The 16,774-nt window shown below is 69.5% G+C and carries 19 protein-coding genes and 1 riboswitch; of the genes, 7 read left to right on the top strand and 12 right to left on the bottom strand.

Going from position 1 to position 16,774, the window contains the following annotated elements; all coding sequences use genetic code 11:
- Nucleotides 1-23 precede the first annotated feature (23 nt).
- From FHP25_RS37685 to FHP25_RS37675, 3 genes are read right to left on the bottom strand one after another with little or no spacing between them, the layout of a single operon-like run.
- Nucleotides 24-410 carry a hypothetical protein gene (locus FHP25_RS37685; protein WP_147852155.1) on the bottom strand — a complete coding sequence of 129 codons (387 nt, stop codon included), beginning with the start codon at nt 408-410 and terminating at the stop codon, nt 24-26.
- A 24-nt stretch (nt 411-434) separates the two neighbouring features.
- A complete protein-coding gene (locus tag FHP25_RS37680; RefSeq protein WP_178134091.1) occupies nt 435-938 on the bottom strand; it encodes a DUF4255 domain-containing protein in 504 nt (167 codons plus the stop codon).
- 11 nt (nt 939-949) lie between these two features.
- Nucleotides 950-1,459: a phage tail protein gene (locus FHP25_RS37675; protein ID WP_147852153.1), complete on the bottom strand. Its 510-nt coding sequence runs from the start codon at nt 1,457-1,459 to the stop codon at nt 950-952.
- A 128-nt stretch (nt 1,460-1,587) separates the two neighbouring features.
- Here FHP25_RS37675 and FHP25_RS37670 point away from each other — a divergent pair, with 128 nt between their 5' ends.
- On the top strand, nt 1,588-2,331 hold the full coding sequence (locus FHP25_RS37670; RefSeq protein WP_147852152.1) for a DUF429 domain-containing protein: 744 nt from the start codon (nt 1,588-1,590) through the stop codon (nt 2,329-2,331).
- Nucleotides 2,332-2,335: 4 nt separating this feature from the next.
- Here the strand turns inward: FHP25_RS37670 and FHP25_RS37665 are convergent, their stop codons facing one another.
- Together FHP25_RS37665 and FHP25_RS37660 are read right to left on the bottom strand one after the other, a co-directional pair.
- Nucleotides 2,336-2,584, bottom strand: a complete 249-nt coding sequence (locus FHP25_RS37665) for a DUF2312 domain-containing protein (RefSeq protein ID WP_218578914.1) — start codon at nt 2,582-2,584, stop codon at nt 2,336-2,338.
- A gap of 163 nt (nt 2,585-2,747) precedes the next feature.
- A complete protein-coding gene (locus FHP25_RS37660; RefSeq protein ID WP_147852150.1) occupies nt 2,748-3,059 on the bottom strand; it encodes a DUF1244 domain-containing protein in 312 nt (103 codons plus the stop codon).
- A 97-nt stretch (nt 3,060-3,156) separates the two neighbouring features.
- On the opposite strand from FHP25_RS37660, the gene FHP25_RS37655 reads away from it, so the two are divergent.
- Entirely contained in the window at nt 3,157-3,504 is a 348-nt protein-coding gene (locus FHP25_RS37655) for a hypothetical protein (protein ID WP_147852149.1), read from the top strand.
- Between the two features lie 87 nt (nt 3,505-3,591).
- Here the strand turns inward: FHP25_RS37655 and FHP25_RS37650 are convergent, their stop codons facing one another.
- The 7 genes from FHP25_RS37650 to FHP25_RS37620 form a co-directional block, all read right to left on the bottom strand.
- Nucleotides 3,592-4,383 carry an ABC transporter ATP-binding protein gene (locus FHP25_RS37650; protein WP_231712621.1) on the bottom strand — a complete coding sequence of 264 codons (792 nt, stop codon included), beginning with the start codon at nt 4,381-4,383 and terminating at the stop codon, nt 3,592-3,594.
- Nucleotides 4,374-5,390 carry a FecCD family ABC transporter permease gene (locus tag FHP25_RS37645; RefSeq protein WP_147852148.1) on the bottom strand — a complete coding sequence of 339 codons (1,017 nt, stop codon included), beginning with the start codon at nt 5,388-5,390 and terminating at the stop codon, nt 4,374-4,376. The genes FHP25_RS37650 and FHP25_RS37645 overlap by 10 nt, the downstream gene beginning before the upstream one ends.
- Nucleotides 5,387-6,217: an ABC transporter substrate-binding protein gene (locus FHP25_RS37640; RefSeq protein WP_178134090.1), complete on the bottom strand. Its 831-nt coding sequence runs from the start codon at nt 6,215-6,217 to the stop codon at nt 5,387-5,389. The genes FHP25_RS37645 and FHP25_RS37640 overlap by 4 nt, the downstream gene beginning before the upstream one ends.
- Nucleotides 6,218-6,263: 46 nt before the next feature.
- A complete protein-coding gene (locus FHP25_RS37635; protein ID WP_147852146.1) occupies nt 6,264-8,258 on the bottom strand; it encodes a TonB-dependent receptor plug domain-containing protein in 1,995 nt (664 codons plus the stop codon).
- Between the two features lie 84 nt (nt 8,259-8,342).
- Nucleotides 8,343-8,535: riboswitch (cobalamin riboswitch) on the bottom strand.
- Between the two features lie 103 nt (nt 8,536-8,638).
- Nucleotides 8,639-9,301 carry a peroxiredoxin gene (locus tag FHP25_RS37630; protein ID WP_147852145.1) on the bottom strand — a complete coding sequence of 221 codons (663 nt, stop codon included), beginning with the start codon at nt 9,299-9,301 and terminating at the stop codon, nt 8,639-8,641.
- 188 nt (nt 9,302-9,489) lie between these two features.
- Complete coding sequence (locus tag FHP25_RS37625) at nt 9,490-10,269, bottom strand: N-formylglutamate amidohydrolase (protein ID WP_147852144.1); 780 nt, start codon at nt 10,267-10,269, stop codon at nt 9,490-9,492.
- 2 nt (nt 10,270-10,271) lie between these two features.
- The gene (locus FHP25_RS37620; protein WP_147852143.1) at nt 10,272-11,408 is read right to left on the bottom strand and encodes a zinc-binding dehydrogenase; all 1,137 of its coding nucleotides are present in this window, start codon (nt 11,406-11,408) and stop codon (nt 10,272-10,274) included.
- Between the two features lie 86 nt (nt 11,409-11,494).
- Here FHP25_RS37620 and FHP25_RS37615 point away from each other — a divergent pair, with 86 nt between their 5' ends.
- From FHP25_RS37615 to ltnD, 5 genes are all read left to right on the top strand, one after another.
- Nucleotides 11,495-12,799, top strand: a complete 1,305-nt coding sequence (locus FHP25_RS37615; protein WP_178134089.1) for a glycerate kinase type-2 family protein — start codon at nt 11,495-11,497, stop codon at nt 12,797-12,799.
- On the top strand, nt 12,796-13,665 hold the full coding sequence (locus tag FHP25_RS37610; protein WP_147852141.1) for an alpha/beta fold hydrolase: 870 nt from the start codon (nt 12,796-12,798) through the stop codon (nt 13,663-13,665). The genes FHP25_RS37615 and FHP25_RS37610 overlap by 4 nt, the downstream gene beginning before the upstream one ends.
- Before the next feature lie 79 nt (nt 13,666-13,744).
- Nucleotides 13,745-15,016 carry a 3-oxo-tetronate kinase gene (otnK, locus tag FHP25_RS37605; protein WP_147852140.1) on the top strand — a complete coding sequence of 424 codons (1,272 nt, stop codon included), beginning with the start codon at nt 13,745-13,747 and terminating at the stop codon, nt 15,014-15,016.
- A gap of 31 nt (nt 15,017-15,047) precedes the next feature.
- On the top strand, nt 15,048-15,833 hold the full coding sequence (otnI, locus tag FHP25_RS37600; RefSeq protein ID WP_147852139.1) for a 2-oxo-tetronate isomerase: 786 nt from the start codon (nt 15,048-15,050) through the stop codon (nt 15,831-15,833).
- A gap of 16 nt (nt 15,834-15,849) precedes the next feature.
- On the top strand, nt 15,850-16,770 hold the full coding sequence (ltnD, locus tag FHP25_RS37595) for an L-threonate dehydrogenase (protein ID WP_147852138.1): 921 nt from the start codon (nt 15,850-15,852) through the stop codon (nt 16,768-16,770).
- Nucleotides 16,771-16,774 lie beyond the last annotated feature (4 nt).

Here is a 16,774-nt window from a genome sequence, read left to right as displayed (position 1 = left end):
TTAACCTCGCCAAGATCGAGCCCTCAAAGGGCTCCATGCGCGGCAAGCTCAAGCGTGCCGGCTGGGACAACCAATTCCTCGCCACCATGCTCGCTCAGTTCACAAATTTCCAAATGCGATAGCCCTGTCGGGTACGCCCGCTGCGGCTCCTTTTGCGCCAGGGCGCACGCCGCCGGGATGGACGGATCCAGCTCGGCTGCGGCGCAGAGCAGAACGATCTCGCGCTCGAAGGCCGACAGGCCGAACCGATCACCAAGCACCGCCAAGGCTCCGCAAGGCATCCCGGGCGCGTCATCCGTTTCGGAGGGCGTCGACATGTCGGCGGCATCGATCAACCGCGCCAGCCGGCGCCGCAGCCCTGCCAGGGCGAGAGACAAGCCTTGCACGTCCTGCGGCGCGGGCTCAGGCATCACATGCTCCGTTCCAGCCGGGCATCATCCCCGGCGCCCCAGCAGGACGGGCGACACGTCGTAGACCACCGACAAGCGATAGGGACTGTTCCAGCTGCCCCAGAGCTTGCTCATCTCGTCCAGCGACATCGGCTGCAGGACGATGTGCAGCGGCGGCGTGGCGGCCGCATCCGTGCCCGTTGCGCCCACCGGCAGGACGGCGTTCTCGTGCAGAACGCGCATCGCCTCGCTGAGCACCTGGTGCGCGGACAGGTCGGCCCTGTCGCCATCATCGCCGTAGACGGACAGGAGGTAGCGCAAGGACAGCGCCAGCGGCGCCGGGAGCGCCTCACGCGCGGCAGCGCGCAGATGGGCGTCCTCCGCGATCTCGAAGAGGAACAGGTTGATCTGCCTGCCGCCGGCTTCCTGGCGCACCCGATCGGGCGGACAGGCATTCACCTTCACGCCGGGCACCACGCGCCGCAATTCCCGATCCAGCAGCTGCCAGATGGCTTCGGTTGTCGCGGCGATCGCAGGCTGGGCCGGCACCGTCGGATCCGTCAGCCTCGAGCGTCACCGGCATCGGAAGGCACCGCCCCCATGTGTCCCCCGCCGGGGTCGCGGACCCAGCCCTCAGTCTCCAGCTTGATGGTTTCGACGGCGATGCCGGCGGCACCCGCATCCAGGTCGGGCAAGGCTTGATATTCCGATACCCAGCACCGCAGCAGCCGGTACACCAATGCGAGCTGACCGGCGTCGTCATAGACTTCCAGGATGACGTCCTTGCGAAATTCCTTCCTGGCGCGACCGTCGCCACCGAGCGACCAGACTTGATTGGCCCACGCCTCGAATGCCCGGTCGTTGCTGATCCCGCGCTCCAGGATGATGGCGTCGTACTCGGTCTTGCCAGGCGACTTGCGGCTGGCCAGCGCCTCGCCGCCTTCGCTGTGCCGGACGACCTCGGTGGTGCGCCGCAGCGTGCCGATGCGCCGAATGCCGACCACCGGGCTTCCGTCCCAGATGACGCGGAAGCGGAAATTCTTGAGCGGTTCGAAGTAGTGGTCTGTCATTCTGGCCCTGCAAGCACCAGCAACCGACTGCAGACGCTGACCACCGACGCGACGCAGATGGCCGATGGTCCGGTATTCGTATCATTCTGTCAACTGAGGGCACCTGCCTTGAGCTCAAGGGTCGATGCATGAGCCGCTGGATCGCGGGCGTGGATGGCTGCCGCGCCGGCTGGATCGCCGTCCTGCGCAACATCGAGTCCGGCGACTGGCGCTTCCGGTTCGTGCCCGTGCTGGCCGATCTGGTCGACTGCGAGGAGCAGCCGCATATCATCGCGGTCGACATGCCGACCGGCTTCCTCGATTGCGCCGTCCGCGGCGGCCGGGCTTGCGAGCATGCCGCGCGCCGGCTGCTTGTCGGCAAGGCATCATCGGTGTTTCCAACGCCTTGCCGCGGCGCGCTTGCGGCAGCAACCCATGCCGAGGCGTGCACCATCAACCGCCGCAGCGGCGGCGGCGGCACCGGCCTCGGCCTGAGCCAGCAGGCCTTTCACCTGTTCCCCAAGATGCGCGAGCTCGATGCCCTGCTGCGATCACGACCAGCGCTGGCTGGGCGCATCCATGAAGCGCACCCGGAGCTGGCGTTCATGCGCATGAACGGCGGCCACCCGGTTCTCGCGCCCAAGCGGCTGCCGGAAGGACAACGTCGTCGCCAGCGATTGCTGGACGACCACGCATTTGCCGCCACTAGCCAGACATGGGCGCGCTACCGCAGGGAAGCCGGCCTGCGTCGTATCGACGCCGGCCTTGATGACGCGCTCGATGCCGCCGCCGTCTGCCGCACGGCGCTGCTCATCCATCGCGCCGAGGCGACGCGTCTACCCGAGGCGACCGACCGCGACAGCTTCGGCCTGCCGATGGCGATCTGGTACTGAGCGGTCAGATCATCCCCAGCGCCTGCTTGTAGACATCGAGCAATGTTTCCTGCTCGTCGCGCTCGGCGCTGTCCATCTTGCGCAGCTTCACGATCTGGCGCATGGCCTTGACGTCGAAGCCGGTTCCCTTGGCTTCGCTATAGACGTCGCGGATATCGGCCCCGATCGCCTTCTTCTCCTCCTCCAGCTTCTCGATGCGCTCGACGAACGACTTCAGCCGGTCGGCGGCGATGTTGGAGGGCTTCTGTTTCATGGGGCTGCCGTCCGGCATGACGCTCCTCGCAGGACAACGCGGTGAGCGCCGACCCTATGCTTGGCGCGGGTGTCGGTTCAATGACAGCGCGCGTGGGATGATGGGGATAACGGGGGTAAGGATCGGCAGCCGCCCGGCCCTCACGGCCCGGGCGGCGCCATCTTCATCCGTGCTTGTGCTTCTGCTCGGCCATGGTCTTGTCGAACTGCTTCTTCTGCTCGGGCGACGCTTCCTTCTGGTGCTTCGCCTTCCATTCGTCATAGGGCATGCCGTAGACGATCTCGCGCGCTTTGGGATCGGGGATCTCGATACCCTGCTTGGCCGCCTCCTCGCGGTACCAGCGCGATAAGCAGTTGCGGCAGAAGCCGGCGAGGTTCATCAGGTCGAGGTTCTGCACGTCGGTACGCTCGCGCAGGTGATCGACCAGCCGACGAAACGCCGCAGCTTCAAGCTCGGTCCGGGTCTTGACGTCCATCACGCCGCTCCTTCTCGAATTGAGGGTTCGTTCCGATGCAATAGTATAGCGCCCATGCCGTCGGCTAGGCAGGCCCCTTCGCGCAACGGAATCCTCGATGGCCAAGAAGCACAATCCCCTGAACCTCAACAACCTGCAGCTCAAGACCCTGACCCTTCTGCAGGAGCTGGCCCGCTACCCGGAGGTCGCGCTGGCCGACGAGGCCACCGGCAACGTCACGATCAGCGCCCTGCCGCAGCCGCACGGCAACCACTTCCATATCGGCCACCGGGTGGTCATGAGCAGCGACGCCACCGGCCTGCACAACCCGTCGGTCTACGTCGCGCTGGCCCGCAAGGGGCTGGTCGCGCCATCGGGCATGACCGCGGCGCCGACCCTGACTCAGGCCGGGCTGAGCTACGACACGGGCCTGCGCGACGCCATCCTGCACGGTTCGGATCACTAGGCTCAGCGCCCCCTCCGGCACAGGTATTTCGACGCAACGCGTCGAAATGCCGAATCGGCCACCTCCCCCAACTGCGTTGGGGAGGCTTCACCTCTCATCGCCCGTCGGGCCGCTGCGCGCGATCGGCACGGGCAGGCGGCGGTCGCCCAGCACCACGAGCTCGAACGCCACACCGTAGGCGGCTTCCAACAGGGCAGGCGTCAGCACCTGCGCCGCGGCGCCATGGCGCAGCACCTTCCCGCCAGCCAGCAGGATCAGCCGGTCGCAGAAGCGCGCGGCCAGGGCCAGGTCGTGCAGCGCCACCGCCACGGCCACGCCACGGTCCGCTTCGCCGCGCAGCGCCGTCATCGCCTCGAGCTGATAGGCGGGATCGAGGGCGGCAGTGGGCTCGTCGACCAGCAGCACGTCGGCTTCCGTGGCCAGCGCCCGCGCCAGCAGCAGCCGCGCGCGCTCGCCGGCCGAGAGGTGGTCCAGGCGCCGCCCGGCGAAGGCCGTCGTGCCGGTGCGCGACATGGCGCGCGCAACGGCCTGCACGTCGGCCTCCGACAGTCGATCGAAGCCGGCACCATGCGGCAGGCGGCCCAGGCTGACCACGTCGCGTCCCGACAGCGGCCACTGCGCCTGCGCCGATTGCGGCAGATGCGCCACCCGGCGAGCGCGTGCCGAGGGTGCCAGGGCGTGCAGCGGCGTGCCGTCGAAGGTGACGTCGCCGGCATCGGGTGAGTCGATCCCGGCCAGCAGGCGCAGCAATGTCGACTTGCCGGCGCCGTTGGGCCCAACCAGCCCCGTGACCATGCCGCCGCCGATCTCGACATCGATGCCGTCGAGCACCACGCGATGGTCCAGGAGGCGGCGCAGGCCGCGCGCGATCAGAGCCACGGCGCCCCCCTGCTGCCGTTGCCACGGCGGCGGCGGACGGCCAGCCAGCCCAGGAAGGGCGCGCCCAGCAGGGCCGTCATGACGCCGAGCTGCAGCTCGCGCCCGGTCGGCAGCAGGCGGACGGCGATGTCGGCAGCCAGCGTGAGCGCCGCGCCGGCGCCGGCTGATGCGACCAGCGTCGCGCCGGGACGATAGCGGACGAACGGGCGCACAGCGTGCGGCGCCATCAGGCCCACGAAGCCGATCACGCCCGACACGGCGACGGCGCCACCGACCGTCAGCGCGGTGCCCAGGCCGATCCAGCGCGCCACGGCCGAGGGCGAGATGCCGAGCGCCAGCGCGGTCTCCTCGCCCAGCGACAGCCCGTCCAATCCGCGGCGCATCAGCAGCAACGGCACGGCGCCCAGCGCCACGCAGGGCAGCGCCAGCGCGACATGGTCGAGGCTGCGGTCGGCAAGCGATCCCATCAGCCAGAACATCACTTCGTAGAAGGCGTAGGGATTGGGCGACAGCGCCAGGCTGAACGCGGTGGCGGCGCCGGCGAGCGCATTGATGGCGACGCCGACCAGCAGCAGCGTGGCGACCGTGGCGCCCCGGCCGGCCCAGGCGAACAGGGCCGCCGTGCCCAGCAAGGCACCCAGCATCGCGGCGATCGGCAGGGCGCCGGGGAACAGCCGCACAAGGCCGGTGTAGAAAGCGATGACCGCCCCCAGCGCGGCGCAGGCCGAGACGCCCAGCACCCCGGGCTCGGCCAGCGGATTGCGCAGCAGGCCCTGCATGGCGGCGCCGGCCATGCCCAGCGCGGCGCCGACCACCGCGCCCAGAAGCGCGCGCGGCAGGCGGATCTCGACCAGGACCAGCGCCGGCACGCTGTCGCGCCCCGACAGCGCATCGCGGATCGCGGCGCTCCAGTCCAGCCCCGCCGGCCCGACCAGCACCGAGATGGCGGCCAGCACGACCACGGGCAACGCAACAAGGGCCCAGCGATATCGACCGACGGCTTTCATCGCCGGTGCTCGATGGCGTTGCGCATCGCCACGAGGCGATCCAGGGCTTCCAGGTTCGGCGGGCCGGCGCACAGCCACAGGCTATGCGGCATCACCAGCGTGCGGGTCTCGCCGAAGGCGTGCCGCGCCGCGCGATGCGTCATCAGCGCCTCGGCCAGCGACGGGCGCTCGCTGGTGGAGCCGTCCAGGATCAGCAGGTCCGGCGCGGCGCGCACCAGCACCTCCAGCGGCAGCGGCGCAAAAGGCCCCAGGCCGCGCTCGGCCGCCAGATTGCGGAAGCCGGCGCGCCGCAGCAGATCGTCGGGCAGGGTGCCGCTGCTGACAGTAAAGCCGTTGGCCTGCCACACCGCAGCCAGCGGCCGCGGTGTGTCCTGCTTGTCGGCGCCCAGGCCAGCCAGGCGCCGCCGCATGTCGTCGGCCAGCGCCGTGCCGGCCGACTCACGTCCCAGTGCCGCGGCGATGGCGCGCACGCGCGCCACGCCGTCGTCGAACGTGACAGCCTCCGGGAACAGCTCCACGCGCACGCCGGCGCGGCCCAGGAGCGCCGCCATGTGCGGCGGCGCGTAAGAGTCGAGCAGCACCAGATCCGGCCGCAGCGCCAGGACCTCCTCGATCCGCATGCGCACGGCGGGCAAGCTGCGCGCCTCCCGCCAGCGCGCCGACAGATGCCGGTCCTGGCTGACGTCGCCGACGCCCACCAGCTGACCGGGCGCGGCGAGCACCAGGGCCAGCTGGTCAAGACACAGGTTGAGCGACACGACGCGCGCCGGCGGCGGGGCTGCCACCGCCCCGCCGGACACGCTGGCCAGGACAGCCAGAAGGATCATGAAGAGCCGCGCTATCGCCCACCTCCCGCCGCGAGCAGCGACGATATCACAGCGACAGGCGAACGCCGGCATAGGCCCCGACCCGCGGCGCCTGGAAGCCGAGCGGGTCATCGTAGTTCTTGTTGAGCACGTTCTCGACCCGGCCGAAGACGCGGACGCCATCGGTGACGTCATAGCTCATCGTGAAGCGCAGCGTGCGATACGCCTCCAGATGGGTGATCGGCGACGGGAACTGCGAAAAATCGCGATCCGTGCGTCCGCTGCGATGCGTCAGCTCGGCGCCCCAGGTCCATCCCGGCAGCGGCGTCCAGCTCGCGGCGACGTCGATGGCGTGCCGCGGCCGGCGGACCAGCGGCTCATGCGACGTGCGATCGCGGGCATCGGTGTAGGTGTAGTCGACGCGCAGCGAGAACGTGTCCCAGGGCTTCAGCTCGACGAAGGACTCGACCCCCTGGGTGCGCGCCTTGCCGACATTGGCCAGGGTCGAGCAGCCCACGCCGCATCCGACGCTGGTGATCAGGTCGCGGATGTCGTTGCGGAACAGCGTGGCGCCGATTTTCGCGCGGTCGCCCCACAGGCTCTGGTCGACACCGATCTCGCCGCCGATGCTGCGCTCGGGCTTCAGGTTCGGGTTGGCAAGGAAGCCGAAAGCGGGGAAGTCGAGGAAGAGCTGATCCAGGCTCGGCGCCTTGAAGGCGGTGCCGAAGGCCGCGTGCAGGCGGGTGCCCGACTCCTTGAAGGCATAGGTGCCGCCCACGCGGAAGGTCGCGGCGGTGCCGAAATCGTCGTGGTGCTCGACGCGGCCGCCGGCGGTCAGCGACAGGGCTTCATTGGGTGTCCAGCGCGCGTTGAGGTAGCCGCCGACCGAGCCGGTGGATTTGTCGACGTTGTTGGGGGGGAAGCCGAAATTGAACTGGCTGCGGGCATGCAGCGATATGCGCTCGGCGTCGATGCCGAATACCAGTCCGACCTCGTCGGAGAGGCGGAAGTCGTTCTTCCAGTCGAGCTGCCAGCGGCGGCCGCGGTTGCGCGAATCGGGCGCGAACGGTGTGCCGTTGATCGCGTCCTCGCCGTCGAGGTCACGCCGGTCCACCTGCAGGAACGACAAGCCGAACGTCTGCTTCCACCGGCCGTCGAGCAATTGCCAGTCGGCCTGCAGCCGCTGCGAGATCTGCCGCGCGTGCTCGCGCAGGTTCGGATCCTCGCTCAGGAACGCATCGTACTGCGTGCGCGACCAGTCGTAGCGCGAGAACAGCGACAGCTGGAAATTGTCCGAAACATCGAAGCCGAAGCGGCCGTTGAACCCGACGTTCCAGTAGCCGTCGTCCTCGTTCTTGATGCCGACGGTGAAGCGCTGGGGCACGGCCGAGAAGCCGCGCGTCGTCGTCGCCTGCATGGCGAGGTTGTAGTTGAAGCGGCCCTCGGCGCCTTGCACGCCACCACCGGTGTTGAACGTGTCGAAGCTGCCGAACTCACCGAAGGCCGTCGCCTTCAGAGGACCGCTGCCCTTCCTGGTGATCAGGTTGATCACGCCGCCGATGGCGTCGGAGCCGTAGAGCGTGCTCATCGGTCCGCGCACCACCTCGATGCGATCGACGTTGTCGAGCAGGAAATGCGCGAAGTTCGGCGCTCCGTTGACCTGGCTGGGATCCCCGGCCCGCACGCCGTCGATCATCACCAGCGTGTGATTGGCGTTGGTGCCGCGCAAGAAGATGCTCGTGCTCTTGCCCGGCCCGCCGGACTGGACCACCGTCGTGCCGGGCACGGCGCGCAGGGCGTCGTTGAGCGTGCGGTATTGCCGCTGCTCGATCTCTTGCGCCGTGATGACCGTCACCGAGGCGCTGACCAGGTCGACCGGCACCGGCGTGCGGTCGGCCGTGACCACCGTCTCCGGCAGGACGATCGGCGGCGGCAACTGCTGGGCCAGCGGCGGCGCCTGTTGCGCCAGCGCCGGCGACGCGGCAAGAGCCGCCGCGACGGCGCAGGCCGAGGTGATCGAATGATGAACCGGACCGCGGGACGGATGAGGCTCGCACGTCATGAAACGGATCTCCGCAAACGAACAGACACGCACAGGCGCGTCATCGTGCGGATGACCGTCCCATCGGATGTTCCCGTCCGGGGGAAGACGACGCTCTCGACGGCAGGTCTTCTGGCTTGCGGGTCACCGCGTCAGGTCCGCCTTCCCGGGTCGCAGCCCAGTGGCATGATGGACCTGCGCTCGCCGCTCACAGCTGCGGGCACAGCCGCCGATTAGGCCTCGCGGCCGCACGGCGTTCCCTTGGCCCCTTGCGGGGACCGTCGATGCAAAATCCGATAGAGATGCCCCCGGCCGCCGTCAAGCCTGCAGTCGGCCCTGTGTCATCTTATGCCTCCACCGGCCCGGGAGCGCACGGGCCTGCGCTCCCGGGAACGGCAGCGTCAGTCGCGCGGCTGTGGCACGATGCGCAAATAGGGCTTCACCGTCTTCCAGCCGTCGGGGAACTTCTTCTTGGCATCGTCGTCGGAAACGGCGGGCACGATGATCACATCCTCGCCCTGCTTCCAGTTGACCGGCGTCGCGACCTGGTGCCTGGCGGTGAGCTGCACCGAGTCGAGCACGCGCAGCACCTCGTCGAAGTTGCGGCCGGTGCTCATCGGGTAGGTCAGCGACATCTTGATCTTCTTGTCGGGCCCGACCAGGAACACCGTGCGCACGGTGGCGTTGGTGGCCGCCGTGCGGCCCTTGGACGTGTCGCCCGCGTCGGCCGGCAGCATGTCATAGAGCTTGGCGACCTTCAGCTCGGGATCGCCGATCATCGGGTAGGTCACGGCGTGGCCCTGCGTCTCCTCGATGTCCTTGGCCCACCGGGAGTGATCGTCCACGGGATCGACGCTGAGCCCGATGATCTTGCAATTGCGCTTGTCGAACTCGTTCTTCAGGCCGGCCATGTAGCCAAGTTCGGTAGTGCAGACCGGCGTGAAGTCCTTGGGATGCGAGAACAGGATCGCCCAGCCATTGCCGATCCAGTCGTGGAAGGTGATCGGGCCCTGGGTGGTCTCGGCCGTGAAGTTGGGCGCTTCGTCATTGATCCTGAGCGGCATCGTTGGCCTCCATGGTTTCGCGAGAAGCAGTCACGTGCTCCGATGGTGAGCATTCTCATCCCCGGGCTGCCACCGGATGAACGCTGTTCTTATTCTGACGGGAGTGAGGCTCCGATTCATATCAGCCGCATTGTCCCAGTTCAACGTCAGGGACCATTGAGAATTATTAGATTCGCTTAAGGCCACGTTCAGGGTCGGCTATCGGCCAGCGCGGCTGCGACCGCCGCGGTCACGGCCGGCGCCAGGCGCCGGGCCCAGGCGGTGGCGTTCTCGCGTGTCCTGATCAGGTCCTGCCGGATCTCGAGGGAGCAATGCGGCAGGCCGTGCGAATCGGCGTGAGCGGTCAATGTGTACTCGTAGCTGGCGCGCGCCGAGTACGGCTCGTTGTCGCCGGTCAGCACGCCGTCCAGCTTGCGCAGCTCGGCCAACAGCGGCAGCGGCAGGCGTTCGTCGCTGCGCCACAGCACGCCGAGCTGCCACGGCCGCTGCACACCCCCCATCGCCGGGGTGAAGCTGTGCACGACGAGCAGCGCCGGCTTCACGCCGCGCGCCGCAAAATCGGCGATCAGGCGCTCGACCTCGTTGTGGTAGGGCCAGAAGCAGGCATCGGCGCGCGCCCGGATGCCGGCTTCGGTCAGGCCCGCGTTGCCCGGCACCTTGGTGCCGTCGCTGATCTCGGGGATCGAGCCCTCGCCGCCCGGCCAGCGATTGCAGTCGATCACCAGCCGGGAATAGGTCGAGGCGACCAGCGGGGCATCGAGCAGGCGCGCAAGCTCGGTCGCGACGTCGAGCGCACCAATGTCCCAGCCGATGTGGCGCGCGAGCTCCTGCGCCGCGATGCCCAGCCCGTCGAGCGCGCGCGGCACGGCCTTGCCGGCATGGTCGCACAGCAGCAGCAGCGGAAAGCTGCCGGCGGGATTGATCGTGGCAAAGGGCGGCGGATCGCCGGCGGACAGCAGCGACGGCACGGTCAGCGCCGCGAGTGCGGAACCAGCAGCTGACGCACGGTCGCCACCGCCTGCAGGCGATCGAAGCCTTCGTTGAGCTCGTCCAGCGTCACGCGCTGGCTCACCATGCGGTCGACCGGCAGCCGGCCCTGCTGGTAGAGCGCGATGAAGCGCGGGATATCGCGCACCGGCACGCAGCTGCCCATGTAGCTGCCCTTGATCGTCTTCTCCTCGCTGACCAGCATGCTCTGCTTGAGCGAGAACGTGGCGTTGTTGGGCGACAGGCCGGCGCTGACGGTCGTGCCGCCGCCGCGCGTGACGGCATAGGCCGTCTCCATGGCCTTGATGGTGCCGGCAAGGTCGAACGCATAGTCGACGCCGCCGTCGGTCATCTCCTGTACCCGCTCGACATGATCGGCATCGCGCGCGTTGATAGTGTCCGTGGCCCCGAGCTGGCGCGCCAAGCCCAGCTTCTCGTCGGACAGGTCGATGGCGATGATGCGGCCGGCGCCGCCCAGCACCGCGCCCATCAGCCCGCTCAGGCCGACGCCGCCAAGGCCGACGATGGCGACGGTGCTGCCGGGCTCGATCCGTGCCGTGTTGACGACGGCGCCGACGCCGGTCACGACGGCGCAACCGAACAGGGCCGCGACATCGAGCGGCAGGGTGCGGTCGATCACCACCACCGAGCCGCGGTCGACCACGGCGTATTCGGCGAAGCACGAGACGCCGGAAGCGTGGTTGAGGGGTTCGCCGTCCCGGTGCAGCCGCTTGGCGCCCGACAGCAGCGCGCCCGCGGCACGCGGCGCCACCGCCCGTTCACAGATATAGGGCCGCCCCTCCAGGCAGCGCCGGCACCGGCCGCAGCTGACGTTGAAGGCGAAGCAGACGTGGTCGCCCACCTTCACATCGTGGACGCCGGCCCCGACCTCGACGATCTCTCCAGCCCCTTCGTGACCGGGGACCAGGGGCACCGGCCGCGGCCTGTCGCCGTTCAGGATCGACAGGTCCGAGTGGCATAGCCCGGCGCCGCCCACCTTCACCAGCACCTCGCCCTCTCCTGGCGGATCGAGGTCCACCTCGTGGATCTGCAACGGCTTGCTCTTCGCAAACGGCTGCGGCGCCGAACACGTGGTCAGGATCGCGGCTCGCATCTTCATCGTGGTGCTCCCCGATACGCGGGATGACAGCAGGGTCCAGATATCGTATTGCAATCCCTTCAATCGCATCCATCCTTATCGCATCCATGGATCGCAACACTGCCTTCCGCCTGCTGCGCGATCTGTTCGATGCCGCCGTCGGCGCGGCAAGCCCCGGCCAATGCCTGGCGCCGCACCTGGCGACGCTGACGCCGCCCAAGGGACGCACGCTCGTGGTCGGCGCCGGCAAGGCAGCGGCGGCCATGGCCAAGACCGTCGAGGCGATGTGGCATGGCCCGCTCGAAGGCCTGGTCGTCACGCGCGAGCGCCACGGCCTGCCGCTCGACCGCATCGAGTGCGTCGAGGCGCGGCATCCCGTGCCGGACGAGCGCGGCCGCGCCGCCGCCGGCCGCATCCTCGACATGGTGAAGGGCCTGGGCGCCGATGATCTCGCGATCTGCCTGATCTCGGGCGGCGGCTCCGCCCTGCTGACCTGGCCGGCCGAGGGCATCACCATGGAGGACAAGCAGGCGCTGACCCGCGACCTGCTGCGCAAGAGCGTGCCGATCGGCGGGATCAACACCGTGCGCAAGCACATCTCGGCCATCAAGGGCGGGCGCCTGGCGCTGGCGGCGCAGCCGGCACGCGTCGCCACCTACCTGATCTCCGACGTGCCGGGCGACGATCCCAGCGTCATCGCCTCGGGCCCGACCGTGCCGGACGCCTCGACCTTCGCCGATGCCCAGGCGGTGCTGCGCAAGCACGGCATCGAGCCGCCGGCCGCGATCCGCCGCCATCTCGAGGATGGCGCCGCTGGCCGCATCGAGGAGACACCGAAGCCGGGCGATGCGCGCCTCGCCGGCGGCATCACGGTGATGACCGTGACGCCGATCGAGGCGCTGGAGGCGGCCGCGGCGCTGGCCGGTGAGCGCGGCTTCGCGCCGATCATCCTGGGCGACCGGCTCGAAGGCCTCTCGCGCACGCTGGCGGCCGAGCATGCGGCGCTGATCCGCCGCCATCTCGCCGACGGAAAGCGCCTGGCGATCATCTCGGGCGGCGAGACCACGGTCGAGGTCAAGGGCAACGGCCGCGGCGGCCGCAACGTCGAATACCTGCTGGCCCTGGCCCTGGATCTTGGCGGGCAGCCCGGCGTCTGGTCGCTGGCAGCCGATACCGACGGCGTCGACGGCATCGAGGAGATCGCCGGCGCCATGATCGGGCCGGACACCCTGGACCGCGCCCGCGCCGGCGGCATCGATGCCGGCGCCCGGCTGGAGGACAACGACGGCCATGGCTTCTTCGAGGCCCTGGGTGACGCGATCGTCACGGGGCCGACGCGCACCAACGTCAACGATTTTCGCGTCAGCCTCATCGTGCCGCCAGGCCAGCAGCCGAGCAGCACACGGACATGACCGGGTTCCGCCACGACGTCATCACCGCCAACGGCGTGCGCCACCACGTGACATCCTGCGGCCACGGCGCGCCGCTGTTGCTGCTGCATGGCTGGCCGGAGTTCTGGCGGACCTGGCGGCCGCTGATGGAACGGCTGGCGGACCGCTTCACGCTCTATGCGCCCGAATGGCGCGGCTTCGGCGACAGCGAGAAGACGTCGACAGGCCCGGCCGAGGATTGCACGCCCGACATCCTTGCCGAAGACCTGCACGCGCTGCGCACCGCGCTCGGGCTCGGCCGCGTCGGTCTGGTGTCGCATGACATCGGCGCCTTCGCGGCCCAGGCTTTCGCGCGCCGCTGGCCCGATGCGCTGAGCGGCCTGTTCTTCTTCAACTGCCCGTATGCGGGCATCGGGCGGCGCTGGACCGACCCGCAGAGCATCCCGGAAATCTGGTACCAGACCTTCAATCAGCAGCCCTGGGCTGCCGACCTCGTGGCATCGTCGCGTGACGCCTGCCGGCTCTATATCGGCCATTTCCTGCGTCACTGGGCGGCCGATCCGCACGCCTTCGACGCCGAGCTGGAGCTGTGGGTCGACAACTTCCTCAAGCCCGGCAACCTGCAGGGCGGCTTCAACTGGTATCGCAGCATCAACCGCGCCCGGCTGGCGATGATGGCCGGCACGGCGCCGGTGCCACCGCCGATCACTGTCCGCTCGCGCTTCTTGTGGGGCCGTCGCGACCCGGTGGTGCGCGCCGCCTGGAGCGACCGCCTGCACGAATTCTTCACCGACTACAGACTGGAGTTCGCCGAGCTCGCGGGCCACTTCGTTCACTACGAAGCGCCGGCGCGGGCGGCCAGCGCCATCGCCGACTTCTTCGACTGACCGGCGCATGCGCCCTTGCGCGACAGCCGGCTTGGCTGACAAGCTGGCCGTCTCGGCTCGAGGAACCTGAGGACAAGGCATGGCGCTGCTGGGCGTGATCGCCGACGATTTCACCGGCGCCACCGATATCGCCGGCATGCTGGTGAAGGCCGGCATGCGCACGGTGCAGACGATCGGCGTGCCCGATGCCGCGATGCCGCTGGATGACATCGATGCCATCGTCGTGGCGTTGAAGAGCCGCACGATCGCCGCGCCCGAAGCCGTGACGCTGTCGCTGGACGCGCTGGGCGCCCTGCAGCGCCGCGGCTGCCGGCAGTTCTTCTTCAAGTACTGCTCGACCTTCGACTCGACCGACGCGGGCAATATCGGCCCCGTTGCCGATGCCCTGCTCGACGCCCTGGCCAGCGACTTCACGATCTTCTGTCCCGCCTTCCCGGCCAATGCGCGCGCCATCTTCAACGGCTATCTGTTCGTCGGACCGGTGCTGCTGTCGGAATCGGGCATGCGGCATCATCCCCTGACGCCGATGACCGATCCCAGCCTGGTGCGCGTGCTGCAGCGTCAGACCGCCCGCACGGTGGGATTGATCCCGCTCGGCATCGTGCAAGGCGGCGCCGAGGCGATCCGCGCCGAGATCGCGCGCCTGCGCGGCGCCGGCATCGCGCATGCTGTCGTCGACGCCGTGGCCGATGCCGATCTCCTGGCCATCGGCACCGCCTGCGCCGAGCTGCCGCTGGTGACCGGCGGCTCGGGCGTGTCCATGGGCCTGCCGGCCAACTTCCGCCGCGCCGGCCTGCTGCCGGCCAGCGACAGCGCCGCCGCCCTGCCGGCGGCGCACGGACATGCCGCGATTCTCGCGGGCTCGTGCTCGACTGCGACGCTGGGCCAGATCGCCGACTTCGAGAAGCATGGTGCGGCGCTGCACCTGGACACCAGGGCGCTGTGCGAGGGCCGCGATGTGGTCGGGCCGGCGCTGGCATGGGCACGCGCCCGGCTGGGCGACAAGCCGGTGCTGCTGTCCTCCAGCGACACGCCCGACGCCGTGAAGGCCTTGCAGGCGGCATTCGGCGTCGAGGCCTCGAGCCAGAAGATCGAGGCGGCGATGGCGGCTCTGGCGCGCGGCCTGGCTGAAGCGGGAGTCGGCCGGCTCGTGGTCGCGGGCGGCGAGACGTCCGGCGCCGTGGTCAGCGCGCTGGGCGTGCGCGCGCTGCGCATCGGCGCGGAGATCGACCCCGGCGTCCCGTGGACGTCCGCCGCCACGAGCGACGGCAAGACCGTCGCGCTGGCATTGAAGTCCGGCAATTTCGGCGCCGCCGACTTCTTCACCAAGGCCTTCACCGTCCTGTCGTAGCCACGCAACCGACTGACCCAGGGATCATCCCATGCTGAGGCTCGCCGCCAATCTCTCCTGGCTGTACCAGGACATCCCGTTCATGGAGCGCTTCGCCGCCGCCGCCGGCCACGGCTTCACGGCGGTCGAGTTCCTGTTCCCCTACGAGTTCCCTGCCGCCGACATCGCTGCCGCTCTCAAGCGGCACCGGCTGACGCAGGCGCTGTTCAACCTGCCGCCGGGCGACTGGGGCAAGGGCGAGCGCGGCCTGGCGGCGCTGCCGGGCCGCGAGGCGGATTTCGCCGCCGCGCTGGACACGGCGCGGCACTACGCCCAGGCGCTGGAGTGCCGCCGCATCCATGTGATGTCCGGATTGATTGCGACCGGCGCCGACCTGTCCCTGATGCGCCGCACCTATATCGACAACCTCAAGCGCGCCGCCGACCGCACGGCCAAGGATGGCCTGACGCTCTGCCTGGAGCCGATCAACCGGCGTGACATACCGGGCTACTTCCTGAACACCGCGAGCGAAGCCGCCGCCATCATCGCCGAAGTCGGCGCGCCGCATGTGAAGATCCAGTTCGATCTCTACCACTGCCAGGTCACCGAGGGTGACCTGGCGCGCCGCGCCGAGGCGCTGCTGCCGCTGATCGGCCACGTCCAGGTCGCCGGCAACCCCGACCGCAACGAGCCGGATATCGGCGAGGCCAATCACCTCTACGTCCTGGACGCGCTCGACAAGATGGGCTGGGACGGCGATGTCGGCCTGGAGTACCGCCCGCGCACGACGACGGCGGCGGGCCTGGGCTGGGCGCGCAAGTACGGCATCTCGGCGTGAGCGAACGGAAGCCTCGATGACCACGAACAAGCTGCGCATCGCCTTTGTCGGCCTGGGATCGATGGGCCTGGGCATGGCGAAGAACCTCCTCGCCAAGGGCCATGCCGTGATCGGCGTCGACATGAACCCGGACGCCGGCGCAGCCCTGCGCGCATCCGGCGGCCAGACCGCGGCGTCGCCCCGGGCCGCCGCGGCGCAGGCCGACGCGCTGGTGCTGGTGGTGGTCAACGCCGCGCAGGTCGAGCAGGTGCTGTTCGGCGCCGAGGGGGCTGTCGGCGCCCTGCCCCAGGGTCGCGTGGTGATGCAATGCGCCACCGTGCCGCCTGGCTTCAGCACGGCGCTGGGCGAACGGCTGGCGGCCGCCGGCCACCCGCTGCTCGACGCGCCGCTGTCCGGCGGCCGGGCCCGGGCCGACACCGGCGAGCTGACGGTGATGTCGTCCGGCACGCCGCAGGCCTACGCCCAGGCGGAGGCGATCCTCGACGCCGTCGCGGCCAAGGTCTACCGGCTGGGCGATGCGCCCGGCATCGGCTCCCTGGTCAAGACCGTGAACCAGCTCCTGGCCGGCGTGCACATCGCCGCCGCCGCCGAGGCGATGGCGCTGGGCACGAAGGCCGGCGCCGATCCGCGGGCGCTCTACGAGGTGATCAGCAACAGCGCCGGCAACTCATGGATGTTCACCAACCGGGTGCCGCACATGCTGGACGGCGACTTCACGCCGCTGAGCGCCGTCGACATCTTCGTCAAGGACCTCGGGCTGGTGCTCGACACCGGGCGCGAGGTCAAGCAGCCGCTGCCTTTGGCGGCGGCGGCACATCAGATGTTCCTGATGGCGACGGCGGCGGGCTGGGGCAAGATGGACGACGCAGCCGTGGTGAAGATTTACGAGCAGATGGGCGCATTCTCTGTCGCCGAGCGGGCCGGCAAGCGCGCCTGACGAC

Origin of the sequence: Vineibacter terrae (assembly GCF_008039615.1) — a bacterium.
In the GTDB taxonomy this organism is placed as follows: domain Bacteria; phylum Pseudomonadota; class Alphaproteobacteria; order Reyranellales; family Reyranellaceae; genus Vineibacter; species Vineibacter terrae.
This window is presented reverse-complemented; position numbering and strand designations above follow the sequence as displayed.